Origin of the sequence: Inquilinus limosus MP06 (genome assembly GCF_000767795.1) — a bacterium.
Taxonomy (GTDB): domain Bacteria; phylum Pseudomonadota; class Alphaproteobacteria; order DSM-16000; family Inquilinaceae; genus Inquilinus; species Inquilinus limosus_E.
Genome location: NZ_JANX01000111.1, coordinates 1 through 14,076, shown reverse-complemented (window position 1 = coordinate 14,076; position 14,076 = coordinate 1). Strand labels below are relative to the sequence as shown.

At 70.7% G+C, this 14,076-nt stretch carries 13 protein-coding genes; 7 read left to right on the top strand and 6 right to left on the bottom strand.

What is annotated here, in order from left to right:
* Positions 1-408 (top strand): L,D-transpeptidase family protein (locus P409_RS11555; protein ID WP_034835829.1); only part of this gene is annotated, 408 nt, incomplete at its 5' end.
* Here P409_RS11555 and P409_RS11550 read toward each other — a convergent pair.
* Positions 395-1,087: a YggS family pyridoxal phosphate-dependent enzyme gene (locus P409_RS11550; protein WP_034835825.1), complete on the bottom strand. Its 693-nt coding sequence runs from the start codon at positions 1,085-1,087 to the stop codon at positions 395-397. The genes P409_RS11555 and P409_RS11550 overlap by 14 nt on opposite strands.
* Before the next feature lie 495 nt (positions 1,088-1,582).
* On the opposite strand from P409_RS11550, the gene P409_RS11545 reads away from it, so the two are divergent.
* The 5 genes from P409_RS11545 (at position 1,583) to holA (ending at position 7,669) form a co-directional block, all read left to right on the top strand.
* Entirely contained in the window at positions 1,583-2,773 is a 1,191-nt protein-coding gene (locus P409_RS11545; protein WP_034835822.1) for a porin, read from the top strand.
* Between the two features lie 76 nt (positions 2,774-2,849).
* Positions 2,850-3,389 (top strand): DUF3576 domain-containing protein, encoded by a 540-nt coding sequence (locus P409_RS11540; RefSeq protein ID WP_034835819.1) that lies wholly within the window; start codon positions 2,850-2,852, stop codon positions 3,387-3,389.
* A gap of 176 nt (positions 3,390-3,565) precedes the next feature.
* Entirely contained in the window at positions 3,566-6,145 is a 2,580-nt protein-coding gene (leuS, locus tag P409_RS11535; RefSeq protein ID WP_034835816.1) for a leucine--tRNA ligase, read from the top strand.
* The gene (gene lptE / locus P409_RS11530; protein ID WP_161790379.1) at positions 6,135-6,647 is read left to right on the top strand and encodes an LPS assembly lipoprotein LptE; all 513 of its coding nucleotides are present in this window, start codon (positions 6,135-6,137) and stop codon (positions 6,645-6,647) included. Before leuS ends, lptE begins: the two co-directional genes overlap by 11 nt.
* Positions 6,644-7,669, top strand: a complete 1,026-nt coding sequence (gene holA, locus P409_RS11525; RefSeq protein ID WP_034835813.1) for a DNA polymerase III subunit delta — start codon at positions 6,644-6,646, stop codon at positions 7,667-7,669. The genes lptE and holA overlap by 4 nt, the downstream gene beginning before the upstream one ends.
* A gap of 165 nt (positions 7,670-7,834) precedes the next feature.
* Here the strand turns inward: holA and P409_RS11520 are convergent, their stop codons facing one another.
* From P409_RS11520 to mnmG, 4 genes are read right to left on the bottom strand one after another with little or no spacing between them, the layout of a single operon-like run.
* Complete coding sequence (locus tag P409_RS11520; protein WP_034835809.1) at positions 7,835-8,740, bottom strand: ParB/RepB/Spo0J family partition protein; 906 nt, start codon at positions 8,738-8,740, stop codon at positions 7,835-7,837.
* Entirely contained in the window at positions 8,737-9,567 is an 831-nt protein-coding gene (locus P409_RS11515) for a ParA family protein (RefSeq protein WP_430515634.1), read from the bottom strand. Before P409_RS11515 ends, P409_RS11520 begins: the two co-directional genes overlap by 4 nt.
* Positions 9,560-10,159 (bottom strand): 16S rRNA (guanine(527)-N(7))-methyltransferase RsmG, encoded by a 600-nt coding sequence (gene rsmG, locus P409_RS11510; protein ID WP_052120423.1) that lies wholly within the window; start codon positions 10,157-10,159, stop codon positions 9,560-9,562. Before rsmG ends, P409_RS11515 begins: the two co-directional genes overlap by 8 nt.
* Positions 10,146-12,020, bottom strand: coding sequence for a tRNA uridine-5-carboxymethylaminomethyl(34) synthesis enzyme MnmG (mnmG, locus tag P409_RS11505; protein WP_034835805.1), 1,875 nt, complete (start codon positions 12,018-12,020; stop codon positions 10,146-10,148). The genes rsmG and mnmG overlap by 14 nt, the downstream gene beginning before the upstream one ends.
* Positions 12,021-12,122: 102 nt before the next feature.
* Here mnmG and P409_RS11500 point away from each other — a divergent pair, with 102 nt between their 5' ends.
* A complete protein-coding gene (locus P409_RS11500) occupies positions 12,123-12,647 on the top strand; it encodes a SecDF P1 head subdomain-containing protein (RefSeq protein ID WP_034835800.1) in 525 nt (174 codons plus the stop codon).
* A 29-nt stretch (positions 12,648-12,676) separates the two neighbouring features.
* On the opposite strand, the gene mnmE is transcribed toward P409_RS11500, so the two are convergent.
* Entirely contained in the window at positions 12,677-13,996 is a 1,320-nt protein-coding gene (gene mnmE / locus P409_RS11495; RefSeq protein WP_034835796.1) for a tRNA uridine-5-carboxymethylaminomethyl(34) synthesis GTPase MnmE, read from the bottom strand.
* Between the last annotated feature and the right edge of the window lie 80 nt (positions 13,997-14,076).

Below are 14,076 nucleotides of genomic sequence, written 5' to 3'. Positions count from 1 at the left end.
GAGGGCGACGGGGCGACGCCGGTCGGCCGGTTCCCGCTGCGCCGGGCCCTGTACCGGCCCGACCACGGCCCGGCCCCGGCGACCGCCCTGCCCTGCGCGGCGATCGCGCCCGAGGATGGCTGGGGCGACGATCCCGCCGATCCGGCAGCCTACAACCGTCCCGTCCGCCTGCCCCACCCCGCGCGGCACGAGCGGATGTGGCGGGACGACGCCCTGTACGACCTGGTGATCGTGATCGGCCACAACGACGACCCGCCGGTGCCCGGCCTCGGCAGCGCCGTCTTCGTCCATCTGGCGCGGCCGGACTGGGGCCCGACCGAGGGCTGCGTCGCCCTCACCCGGGCCGACCTGCTGGAGCTGCTGGCCGCGGCGGCGCCTGGGGACGAGTTGGTAATCACGCAGCCGTAGGCTGCGGCGCCGGGGCAACCCGCGTGCCGAACAGCGCGGTGCCGACCCGGACATGGGTGGCGCCGTAGCGCACCGCGGTCTCGAAATCGTCGCTCATGCCCATGCTCAGCACCGGCAGGCCGAGCTTTCCCGCCAGGTCTGCCAGCAGCGCGAAATGCAGCGCCGGCGGCTCCTCCACCGGCGGGATGCACATCAGACCGCGGACCGGCAGGCCGCACTCCTCGACGCAGAGCCGGTAGAGCGCCTCGGCCTCGCGCGGCGTCACGCCGGCCTTCTGCGGCTCCTCGCCGGTGTTGACCTGGATCAGGCAGTCGGGCCGCCGCCCCGTCGCCGCCATCGCCTCCGCCAGGCTGCGCGCCAGCTTCGGGCGGTCGACCGTCTCGATCACGTCGAACAGCCGCACCGCGTCCTTCGCCTTGTTGGTCTGCAGCGGACCGATCAGCCGCAGCTGCAGGTCCGGCCAGGCCGCGCGGCGCTCGCCCCAGCGGCCCTGCGCCTCCTGCACCCGGTTCTCGCCGAACACCCGCTGGCCGGCGGCCAGCGCGGCTTCGACCCGCTCCTCCGGCTGGACCTTGGAGACGGCGACGAGCGTGACCGCGGCGGGGTCGCGGCCGGCGTCGCGGGCGGCGGCGGCGATCCGCGAGCGGAGCGAGGCGATGGATTCGGCGAGTGTCGTCATGGCGCCAGAATCCGGCATGACGATGCCGGTTTCAATGCCCGCGGGACGGCCGCCGGCCGCCGCCTTGGATGGCCGGCCCTGCCCACCGCCCGGGCCGAAACGAAAAACCCCGGGGTGTGACGGCCGTCATAGTGCGACAATCCGGCACGCCGATGCGGGATTGCAACGCCTTCTTGCGCCCTTCTGCCGCAACGCAGCATGGCGGGCGGCCCGGGCGGCGCCCCGGCGCCGGTCGCCTGTGCCCCTGATTTACCGGCTTTTGGCGCGCCGCCGGCCCCGCCTGGGACCTCGCCTCCGAGGCTCCCCAGCCGCCTGTTGCAATTGCGGCACATGCCCGAGCTTTTGTGACTTCTGTGCAACTTGCACATTGTCGGCCGGCATGGCTGCCCCGTATAACCTGCAGATCGGCGCCATTCGCACCCTGGCTGGTGGTGTCGTCTTCGAGGGGACTTCTAGGGGACATCCGGCCACTCGGCCGCGTTAGGAGGTTTAGGAATGAAGAAGATTCTGCTGGGTGGGACGGCGCTGGCCGCCGCCGCTCTGGTGGCGATGCCGGCGTTGGCGGATGAGAAGCCGGTGACGTCCGGTCTGAGCATCAACATCACGGGTTTCGTCGCCTGGGAAGCCGGCCTGATCATCGGCTCGAGCGACGACAACCGCGACCGCGAGTATGATTTCAACTCGAACGGCCGCCTGCAGTTCGACATCAAGAACGTCACCGACAGCGGGCTGGAATACGGCGCCCGCATCCGTATGAACAACGTCAACCGTCGTCAGAACGTCACGGTCGACCGCCAGTACGTCTATTTGAAGGGCGACTTTGGTACCGTCACCCTGGGCGACTCGCCGCAGGTGGCCGGTGACTTCGGCTACTTCTTCGCGCCGGACGACATCCTCAATGCCCAGGGCGGCTACGGCGACAACCTGGACGGCAATTACCGCTACGGCGGCGGCGACTTCTTCTCGCTCGACCCGACCTACCATTCGGGCCTGGATAAGAGCACCAGCGTCAAGTACTCCTCGCCGAGCATCGGCGGCTTCATCTTCGCCGTCGGCTTCACCCCGGTGATCTCCGACAGCAAGGACCTGAGCAACGGCACCCAGGGCCGGCAGGACCTGTTCAACGGCGGCCAGGTCTTCGAGAACGCTATCAGCGGCGGCGTCGGCTATGAAGGCGAGTTCGACGGGCTCAGCCTCAAGGTCCGCGGCACCGCCAGCTATGCCAACGGCATCAGCAACCATTGGGATCTCGAGACCTACAGCGCCGGCGGTCAGATCGGCGTCGACGGCATCGTCGCGAGCCTCGTCTGGGTCGGCACCCCGAGCGGCTTCGGCGTCGGCCAGACCGACAAGAACTTCGACACCATCGGCTTCGGCCTCGGTTACAGCCTGGGCAACGGCGTAAATCTCGGCCTCGGCTACGCCTACACCTGGGCCGACAAGAACAACGACCTGTTCGGCACGGACAGCCAGAAGCTGGATCTGAAGGACAACCACGTCGCGGTCGCGACCGTGAACTACACCGTGGCGCCGGGCCTGAACACCTACGCCGAAGTGGTCTACGAGATCCAGAGCTTCCGCAAGAAGGGGATCTTCAACCAGGACGGCGATCTGATCGGCACCGTCAAGAGCGAGAAGAGCTGGGAGCAGGCGACGTTCCTGACCGGCGTCTCGGTCTCGTTCTGATCGAACCGATAAAAAGCTAGCCTTTGAAGGGGGAGCGGCTATGATGCCGCTCCCTTTTTCTATATGGCTGCGCCGAATGTCGCTGAGATCGCTGCTCGCCCTGCTGACGGTCGTCTTCACCGTAGCCGCCTGCTCCGACGACGGCGTCAAGGTCGGCCCGAGCCCCGAGCTGGGTCCTTCCCGCGAGCGTTCTCCGGCACCGAATCAGAGCATCTTCGGGCCCGGCGGCCTCAGCTTCGGCGCCGGCTCCGAGCAGAAGAAGGACCTCGGCGAGGGCGCGGTCCTCGGCGTCAACGCCTATCTGTGGCGCGCCAGCCTGGACACCGTGTCCTTCATGCCGATCACCAGCGCCGACCCGTTCGGCGGCACCATCGTCACCGACTGGTACACCGACCCGCGGGAGCCGACGGCCCGCTACAAGCTGAACGTCTACATCCTGGGCCGCGAGCTGCGCTCCGACGGCATCAAGGTCAGCGTGTTCCGCCAGGTGCAGGGCCGGGGCGGGTGGTCCGATGCCCCGCCGCCGGCCACCATGGGCACCGCGCTCGAGGACACCATCCTGACCAAGGCGCGGCAGCTTCGCATCACCGGGCTGGAGCAGTCGACCGCCCAGTGATCCGGGCCCTGCCGGCCAGGTCTGCTGTCATCCGGGCGCCGCGGGATTGATCCCCGGCGCCCTTTCCTTGTAAATGCCTGGGACGGCTTCGCCCCCGGGGCGACGCCGCAGAGATTCGTGTTTGCAGGGCGTCTACTCCGGGACGTCCGGCCAGGCTTTCCGCACAGAGCATCGAGATGTCCCGCTACAACCACCGAGAAACCGAAGCCCATTGGCAGGACGTGTGGCGGGAGCGCGGCACCTTCCGGCTCGAGACGCTGGGCGACCGGCCGAAATATTACGTGCTGGAGATGTTCCCCTATCCGTCGGGGCGCATCCATATGGGCCACGTCCGCAACTACACGCTGGGCGATGTGGTGGCGCGGCACCGCCGGGCCATGGGCTTCGACGTGCTGCACCCGATGGGCTGGGACGCCTTCGGCCTGCCGGCGGAGAACGCGGCGATCGAGCGCGGCGCCCATCCGGCCGCCTGGACCTATGAGAACATCGCGGCGATGCGCGGCCAGTTGCAGTCCATGGGGCTGTCGCTGGACTGGAGCCGCGAGATCGCGACCTGCCACCCGGAATACTACCGGCACGAGCAGAAGATGTTCCTGGACTTCCTGGCGGCGGGCCTGGCCTACCGCAAGGAGTCCTGGGTCAACTGGGACCCGGTCGAGAACACCGTCCTGGCCAATGAGCAGGTGATCGACGGCCGCGGCTGGCGCTCCGGCGCGCCGGTCGAGCGGCGCCGCCTGAACCAGTGGTTCCTGCGCATCACCGAATACGCCGACGACCTGCTGGCGGCGCTGCCGACGCTGGAGCGGTGGCCCGAGCGCGTGCGGCTGATGCAGGAGAACTGGATCGGCCGGTCGGTCGGCGCCCGCGTCACCTTCCCGCTGCAGGGCCGTGAGGACGGGCTGGAGATCTTCACCACCCGGCCGGACACGCTGTTCGGTGCCAGTTTCTGCGCCGTCTCGCCCGACCACCCGCTGGCCGACGAGATCGGCCGCGCCAACCCGGCCGTGGCCGAGTTCGTCGCCGAATGCCGCCGCAGCGGCACCAGCGAGGCGGCGATCGAGACGCAGGAGAAGCGCGGCATCGACACCGGACTGCGCGCGGTCCATCCGCTGGACCCGAACCGCACCGTACCGGTCTATGTCGCCAATTTCGTGCTGATGGAATACGGCACCGGCGCCATCTTCGGCTGCCCGGCGCATGACCAGCGCGACTTCGACTTCGCCCGGGCCTACGGCCTGCCGATCATCCCGGTGCTGTGGCCGGCCGGCGGCGACCGGCCGGACGGCGCCGCGATGGCCGAGGCCATGGTGCTGACCGACGGCGCCTTCGCCTACGACATCGGCCCGCTGACGCCGGACCATCCGGTCTCGGTGGCCGAGGCCAAGGACATCGCCATCGCCGCGCTGCAGGAGCGCCAGGCGGGCGAGGGGACGGTGCGCTACCGGCTGCGCGACTGGGGCGTCTCGCGCCAGCGCTACTGGGGCTGCCCGATCCCGATCATCCATTGCGACGCCTGCGGCATCGTGCCGGTGCCGGAGGACCAGTTGCCGGTGACCCTGCCGGAGGATGTGACCTTCGACCAGCCGGGCAACCCGCTGGACCGGCACCCGACCTGGAAGCACGTTGCCTGCCCGAGCTGCGGCGGCGCGGCCCGGCGCGAGACCGACACCTTCGACACCTTCTTCGAATCCTCCTGGTACTTCGCGCGCTTCTGCTCGCCGCGCAGCGCCCAGGCCTTCGACCGCGCCGCGGTCGATCGCTGGCTGCCGGTGGACCAGTATGTCGGTGGCATCGAGCATGCGGTGCTGCACCTGCTGTACTCCCGCTTCTTCGTCCGCGCCCTGAAGCGCTGCGGCTATCTGGGCATCGACGAGCCCTTCGCCGGGCTGTTCACCCAGGGCATGGTCACGCACCAGACCTATCGCGACGCCCATGGCGCCTGGCTGTACCCGACCGAGGTCAGCCGCGACGACCAGGGCAACTGGACCAGGCTGTCCGACGGCGCGGCGATCACCGCCGGCCGCATCGAGAAGATGTCCAAGTCCAAGCGCAACACCGTCGACCCGCAGGCGATCATCGACACCTACGGCGCCGATGCCGCGCGGCTGTTCGTCCTGTCGGACAGCCCGCCGGACCGCGACATGGAGTGGACCGAGGCGGGCATCGAGGGCGCCTGGCGCTACCTGCAGCAGCTGTGGCGCCTGGTGACGGAGACCCCGGCGGCGCTGCCGGCGGCCGGGTCGCCGCCGCCGAACGGCTTCAGCCCCGCGGCCGAAGGGCTGCGCCGGGCGCTGCACAAGACCATCGCCGGCGTCGGCGACGACCTGGAGCGGTTCCACTTCAACAAGGCCGTCGCCCGCATCCGCGAGCTGACCAACCTGATCGGCAAGGTCGACGGGGCAGGGCAGGGCGAGGCCTGGGCGCTGCGCGAGGCCTTCGACGGCGTGGTCCGGCTGATCGGCCCGATGGTGCCGCATATCGGCGAGGCGCTGTGGCAGCATCTCGGCCATGACGGCCTGCTGGCCGACGCGCCCTGGCCGGAGGCCGACCCGGCGCTGCTGGTCGAGGACACCGCCAAGGTCGCGGTCCAGGTCAACGGCAAGCTGCGCGCCACCATCGTGCTGCCGCGCGACGTCGACGAGGCGACCGCGCGCGAGGCCGCGCTGGCCGACGCCAATGTCGCCCGCGCGCTGGAGGGCCGCACCGTGCGCAAGGTCATCGTCGTCCCGAACAGGATCGTCAATGTTGTCGGCTAAATCCTGGGCTAAACGCGTAGCGCCGCTGCTGCTGATCCTCGCGCTCGGGGCCTGCGGCCTCAGGCCGCTCTACGGCACCAACTCCGTCGGCACGGCGATGTCCGACCGGCTGGGGCAGATCAATGTCGGCGTCATCGCCGACCGGTCGGGCCAGATCATGCGCACCGAGCTGATCCGCATGCTCAACCCGCAGGGCCGGCCGGACCAGCCGGCCTACGACCTGGCCGTGTCGCTCGCCGAATCGCAGCAGGACGTCAACCTGATCAGCGACCTGACGACGACCCGCAAGAACCTGACGATGACGGCCAGCTTCGTGCTGACCGACCGCAAGACCGGCCAGCCGGTCTTCTCCGATTCGGCCAGCGAGATCACCAGCTTCAACATCCTGGCGGACCAGTACACCACCCTGGTCGGCGAGCGCGACGCCCGCGAGCGGGCGCTGCGGTCGCTCAGCGAGGACATCCGCACCCGTCTCGCGCTCTATTTCGACCGGCATCCGTGAAGCTGCCGCCGAACCGGATCGACAGCTTCGTCCGGCGGCCCGATCCCGGCATCCGCGCGGTGCTGCTGTACGGCCCGGATGCCGGCGCCGTGCGCGACTACGCCGACACGCTGGCGCGCGGCGTGATCGACCCGCCGACCGACCCGTTCCGCGTCGCCGAGCTGGCCTCGGCCGAGATCGGGCGCGACCCGTCCCGGCTGGTCGACGAGGTCTTCGCCCTGTCGCTGATCGGCGGCCGCCGCCTGGTGCGGGTGCGGGACGCCACAGATGCGGTGGCGGCGGCGCTGGAGGCCGTGCTGAAGGGCGGCGAAACCGACACGCTGGTGGTGCTGGAGGCGGACGAGCTGACCCCGCGCTCGGCCCTGCGCAAGCTGGCGGAAGGGGCTGACGGGGCCGCCGCCATCGCCTGCTACATGCCGGATGAGGAGGCCATCGGCCGCTTCATCCATCGCCTGCTGTCCGAGGCCAAGATCTCGGCCGATGGCGAGGCCGAACAGGTGCTGGCCGCGTCGCTGGTCGGCGACCGCCAGATCGCCCGGCGCGAGGTCGAGAAGCTGATTTCCTATGTGGGGGAGGGGGGCCGCGTCGATCTCGAGGCCGTGCGCGCCTGCATCGGCGACGCCACCGAGCGGTCACTAGACGACCTGGCCATGGCGGTGGCCGATGGCGACCTGCCCACCCTCGACCGCGCGCTGAACCGGCTGCTGTCGGAGGGGGGCGAGGCGATCGGCATCCTGCGCGCGGTGCAGCGCCATTTCCTGCGGCTGCACCAGCTCGCGGTGATGATCGACGGCGGCGATGCGCCGGACGCGGCCATGGCGGCGCTGCGGCCGCCGGTGTTCTTCAAGGCCAAGGCGGCGATCCGTGGCCAGGTGCGCCGCTGGAACCAGGCCCAGATCGGCGAGGCGCTGCGCCGCCTGATCGAGGCCGAGGCCGAATGCAAGCGCACCGGCCGCCCCCCGGAGACCATCTGCGCCGCAACCCTGCTGCGCATCGCCCGGGCCGTGGCACGGAAAAACTGAACTATTTCAAAGCTGTAGTCTGGGTTCGCTCCGGCGAACCCGACCTACCCACCGTCATTGCGAGCGCAGCGAAGCAATCCATCCCGCAGCACGAGCGGCCCGATGGATTGCTTCGTCGGCTTCGCCTCCTCGCAACGACGCGAGGGGGAAGGGCGGCCGCGCCGCCTACCACTTCTCCTTCGTGCCGCGCAGGCGCATCAGCAGGGCGCTGAACTGGTCGAGATTGCTGTACTGGATGTGGATCGTGCCGCTGGTGTTGTCGCGGGTGTCGATCTTCACCTTGAAGCCCAGCCGGGTCTCGATGTCCTGCTCCATCGCCACGATGTTCGGGTCGCGCACCGCCGGGCGGGCCGGGGCGGAGGGCTGCTCGCGCGCGTCCCGGGCCAGCTGCTCGGTCTGGCGGACGTTCAGTCCCCTGGCAATGACGATCCGCGCCGCCGCCTCCGGGTCCGGGCAGCCCAGCAGCGCCCGGGCATGGCCGGCGGTCAGCAGGCCGTCCTGCAGATGAGCCAGCACCGCGGGCGGCAGGTCCAGGAGGCGCAGCGTGTTGGCGATGTGGCTGCGGCTCTTGCCCACCGCCTGGGCCACATCCTCCTGGGTCAGGCTGAATTCGGCCAGCAGCCGCTGATAGCCCTCGGCCTCCTCCAGCGCCGTCAAATCCTGGCGCTGGACGTTCTCGATGATCGCGATCTGCAGCGCGTCGCGGTCCGACATCGGCCGGACCACCACCGGCACCTCGTGCAGCTTGGCCTTCTGCGCCGCCCGCCAGCGCCGCTCGCCGGCGATGATGTGGTAGCGGTCGGCCTTGCCCTCGACCGGCCGCACCAGGATCGGCTGCAGCACACCCTGGGTGCGCACCGACTCGACCAGCCGGTCCAGCTCGCCCTCGTCGAATTTCCGCCGCGGCTGGAACGGGCCGGGGCTCAGATACTCGATCGGCAGGCTGCGCGGCGCCCGCGGCTCGCCGCCCGAGCTGGCGGCGGCGATATCGGCCTCGTCGGCCTCGCCGAACAGGGCGTCGAGGCCGCGGCCCAGGCTGGGGCGGCGGCGGGAGCTCTCGGCCGCGCTCATGCAGCACTCCTCTGCTCTTCGCGCTTCAGCATCTCCGAGGCGAGATGGACATAGGCCTGGGCTCCGGTGGAGGCGAGGTCGTAGACCAGGACCGGCTTGCCATGCGACGGCGCCTCGGAGACGCGGACATTCCGCGGGATCACCGTCTCATAGACCTTGGCCCCGAGATGCTGGCGCACATCGCTCGCCACCATGTCGGAGAGGTTGTTGCGCCGGTCATACATGGTCAGCACGATTCCCTGCATCTCGAGCGCCGGGTTGAAGGCCTTGCGGACGCGCTCGATCGTCCGCATCAGGTGGCTGAGCCCCTCCAGCGCATAGAACTCGCATTGCAGCGGCACCAGCACGGCATCGGCCGCGGTCAGCGCGTTGAGGGTGAGGAGGCCGAGCGAGGGCGGGCAGTCGATCAGCACATAGTCGTAGCCGTCGGCATGCGGCCTGAGCGCGCTGCGCAGCCGGTATTCGCGCCGCACCGCCTCGACCAGCTGCACCTCGGCGCCGGCGAGGTCGACCGAGGCCGGAATCAGGTCCAGCCCCGGCACCTCGGTCGCGACCGCCGAATCGGCGACGGTCGTGGTGCCGAACAGCAGGTCGTAGGAGCCGACGCCGCGCTTGGCCCGCGGCAGGCCGAAGCCGGTCGAGGCATTGCCCTGCGGATCGAGGTCGATCACCAGCACGCGCTTGCGCACGGCGGCGAGCGCCGTGGCCAGGTTGATCGCCGTGGTGGTCTTGCCGACGCCGCCCTTCTGGTTGGCGATGGCGATGGTGCGGGTGAGCCGCGGCGTGTCGGCCTCCACAGGCGGCAGTGTCTGGGCGTCGTCAGCCACGGGCGAACCCCTCGATGCGGATGAGCACGGCGTCGGGATCGGTCCGGCTCGGATGGAGGTCGATGGTCATCTTCGATGATGCAGGCAGGGTGGTCAATTCGGCCTCGGCCGCGCGGCCCTTCGGGAAGAGCGCGACGGTGTGCGGGCCGGCGAATCGGGCGGCATAGCCGAGCAGGACGGGCAGGGCGGCCAGGGCGCGGGCGGTCACCACATCGGCGGGGAAGGGCGGCACCTGCTCGATCCGCCTGGCATGAACCGTGACCGGCGTCCGTGTTTCACGTGAAACAGCACGCAGGAACTCCGCCTTGCGCTGGTCGCTCTCGACCAGATGCGTCTCCAGCCCGGTGGCGATGGCCAGCACCAGTCCCGGGAATCCGGCGCCGCTGCCGAGATCGACCAGCGTCCTCGCGCCGGCCGGAATCAGCGGCACCAGCTGCAGCGAATCCTCGAAATGCCGGCGTCGCAGCTCGGGCAGGGTGGAGGGCGCGACCAGGTTGATCGCCCCCTGCCACTTGCGCAGCAGCGCCTCGTAGCGGTCGAGTTTTTCGGCGAGGTCCGCCGGCGGCGGGAAGGCCGCCTCAGGCGATGGCACGCGCGCCCCCGTCTCCTTCACGCCGGACATGCTTCAGCAGGGCGACCAGCGCCGCCGGGGTCACGCCCGGCAGCCGCGCCGCGGCGCCGAGCGTCGGCGGCCGCGACCGCTTCAGGATCTGGCGGATCTCGGTCGACAGGCTGCCGATCGCGTCGAAGTCCAGCTCCGCCGGCAGGGCCAGCCCCTCGTCGCGGCGGAAGGCTCGGATATCGGCCTCCTGCCGGTCGAGATAGCCGGCATATTTCGCCTCGGTCTCGATCTGCTCGGCCACCGCTTCCGGCCACTCCGCCAGCTCCGGCCAGATGCGGGCGAGGGCGGGCAGGTCGATCCCGGGATAGCGCAGCAGGTCCATGCCGTCGCGGCGCACGCCGTCCTGGTTCACCGCCAGCCCATGGCGCCGCGCCTCGGTCGGGGTCAGCGACAGCGCCCGGATCCGCTGCCGCGCCGCCTCCAGCGCCGCCGACTTGCGGGCGAAGAGATCCTGGCGATCCGCCCCGACGCAGCCGGCGGCGATGCCGCGGGCGGTCAGGCGCTGGTCGGCATTGTCGGCGCGCAGCACCAGGCGGTATTCGGCGCGCGAGGTGAACATGCGGTAGGGCTCGGGCGCACCCCGGGTGATCAGGTCGTCGATCATCACGCCGGCATAGGCCTCGGCCCGGTCGAGCAGCAGCGGGTCGTTGCCGGCGACGGCGCGGGCGGCGTTCAGCCCGGCCATCAGCCCCTGGGCCGCCGCTTCTTCATAGCCGGTGGTGCCGTTGATCTGCCCGGCCAGGAACAGCCGGGGCACCGCCCGCAGCATCAGCGACCGGTCGAGCTGCCGTGGGTCGACGAAGTCGTATTCGATGGCGTAACCGGGCCGCAGGATCGCGGCCTTCTCCAGTCCCGGGATGCCGCGCACCAACCCCTCCTGCACATCACGGGGCAGGGAGGTGGAAATGCCGTTCGGATAGACCGTGGGGTCGTCCAGCCCCTCCGGCTCCAGGAAGATCTGGTGCCGCTCCTTGTCGGCGAAGCGCACCACCTTGTCCTCGATCGAGGGGCAGTAGCGCGGGCCGACGCTGTCGATCTGCCCGGAATACATCGGCGCCCGGTGGAGGTTGGCGCGAATCAGGTCGTGCGCCGCCGGGGTCGTATAGGTGATGAAGCAGGAGACCTGCGGCACCGTGATCCGGCCGGTGAGGTCCGAGAAGGGCACCGGCGGGTCGTCGCCCTTCTGCTCCTCGAGCGCCGCCCAGTCGATGGTGCGGCCGTCGAGCCGCGGCGGCGTGCCGGTCTTCAGCCGGCCGAGGCTGAGGCCGAGCCGCTGTAGCGTCGCGGCCAGACCGATCGACGGCGCGTCGCCAACCCGGCCGGCCGGGCGCTTCTCCTCGCCGATATGGATCAGCCCGTTCAGGAAGGTGCCGGTGGTCAGCACCACGGCACCGGCGGCCAATGTGCGGCCATCGGCCAGGACGACGCCCGAGACGGCGCCGGCCGAATCGAACGCCAGATCCTCGACCGAGCCGGCGACGAGGTCGAGATCCGACTGCTCCGCCAGCACGGCCTGCATCGCCTGGCGATACAGCTTGCGGTCGGCCTGGGCGCGGGGCCCGCGCACCGCCGGCCCCTTGCTGCGGTTGAGGATGCGGAACTGGATGCCGGCGCGGTCGATCACCCGGCCCATGATGCCGTCCAGCGCATCGATCTCGCGCACCAGGTGGCCCTTGCCCAGGCCGCCGATGGCCGGGTTGCAGGACATCTCGCCGATCGATTCGAGCCGCTGGGTGACCAGCGCCGTGCGCGCGCCGAACCGCGCCGCGGCCGCAGCCGCCTCGCATCCGGCATGGCCGCCGCCGACCACGATGACGTCATACTGTTCCATGGCGGCGGACTTTACGGAGGCGACCCTCCGGGGTCAAATGCCCGCACGCGACATCGGGTGTTTCACGTGAAACACCGAGGCGACCGGGAGGGACCATCCACCATGCTGCCCATCATTCCCGCCCTGGCCGCCGCTGTTGCCGCCCTGACAACGGCGTTCTCCATCCCGCTGGACGTCCCGCAGCCGCCGGCGCCGCCGGTCGCCGCAGCGATCGAGTTCCGGCAGGCCGAGATGGAACCCGGGCCGGGACTGACGCCGGTGGAGAAGGATGGGTTCACCCATTATCTGCTGCCGGATGTCATCGTCTCCACGTCCGACATCGCTTCTGCCGCGCAGGGCTTCGATCCGGTCTGGGGACAGCCCATTGTCTCGCTCGTGCTCACTGATGCCGGTCGCGATCGACTTGCCGCGTTCACCAGGACCCATGTCGGCAAGACCCTCGCCATCACAGTGGACGGCGCCCTGCTGGTGGCGCCGGTCATTCGGGAGCCGATCATGGGCGGCACTCTGCAGATCGCCGGCGTGCGGAGCTTCGTCGAGGCCCAGGATTTGGTCAGGAAGCTCGGCCTGCCGGCGGTCTCCGCGACCCGCTCGCTGGCCGAGGCGCTGGAGGCTCGGCTGCCCTGACCCGTACGGAGTGTTCCACGTGAAACATCTCACTTGCCGATGCAGAAGCTGCCGAACAGCAGGTCGAGCATGTCCTCGACATCGACCCGGCCGGCGATCCGGCCGATGGCGCGCAGGGCCAGGCGCAGATCCTCCGCCGCCAGCTCGGGCAGGGGCGCGGAGGGAACCCGGGCCAGGGCGTCGCGGGCATCCTCCAGCGCGGCGCGGTGACGGGCCCGGGTGAGGGCGGGGGAGCCGTCACCGGTCAGCCGCCGCTCCACCGCCGCCGCCAGCGTGTCGAGCAGCCGGTCGAAGCCGGCGCCGGTGTGGACGGAGAGGGGAAGCTCGTCCTCCGCCCGCGGCGCGTCGGGCGCCCGGTCGATCTTGTTGACCACACGGATCGTGTCCGGCCCCGGCCCCAGCGCCGGATCAGCGGGCGCTGGCTCGCCGGCATCGCGGATCACCAGCCGCAGATCCGCCTCGGCGGCGCGGCGGTGGGTGCGGCGGATGCCCTCGGTCTCGATCTCATCGGCGGTGTCGCGCAGTCCGGCAGTGTCGGCCAGCACCACGGGAAAGCCGCGCAGATCGAGCGCGACCTCGACGACGTCCCGCGTCGTGCCCGGCCGGTCGGAGACGATGGCGGCGTCGCGCCGGGCCAGCGCGTTCAGCAGGCTCGACTTGCCGGCATTGACCGGGCCGAGGATGGCGATGTGCACGCCCTCGCGCAGCCGCTCGCCCCGGCCGGCATCGTCGAGATGGGCGGCGATCGCGGCGGACACCTCGGCGACGATCCGCTCGGCCTCCGCCGCCAGGTCCGGCGGCAATCCCTCATCCGGGAAGTCGAGCGTCGCCTCGGTCATTGCCAGCGCCCGCATCAGGGCCGACCGCCAGCCTTCATAGAGCTGGCCGAGCGCGCCGCCGAGCTGGCGCAGCGCCTGCAGCCGCTGCGCCCGGGTCTCGGCGTCGACCAGGTCGGCCACCGCCTCGGCCTCGGTCAGGTCGAGCTTGCCGGCGAGGAAGGCCCGCTTGGTGAACTCGCCGGGCTCGGCCGGGCGCAGCCCGTCGATGCGGGACAGCGCCTCGACCACGCCGCGGGTCACCGCCCGGCCGCCATGCAGATGCAGCTCGACCACATCCTCGCCGGTGTAGCTGGCGGGGCTGGGGAACCAGAGGGCGAGGCCGCGGTCCAGCGCCGTCCCGTCGGCCGGATCGCGCAGCTCGGCGAGCGCCGCCAGGCGAGGGACGGGGAGGGGGCGGCCGGTCAGGATCTGAAGTGCCGGCCCGGCGCCGGGACCGGAAATCCGCAGCACCGCCACGCCGCCGCGGCCGGCTGGGGTCGCCGGCGCGAAGATGGTGTCGCGGGTGGTCATGGCGTCCCGACCTGCGAGGCCGGTGTTTCACGTGAAACAAACCATAAGGAGTCCCCCCCTCCCCTTGCCGGGACGGGGGG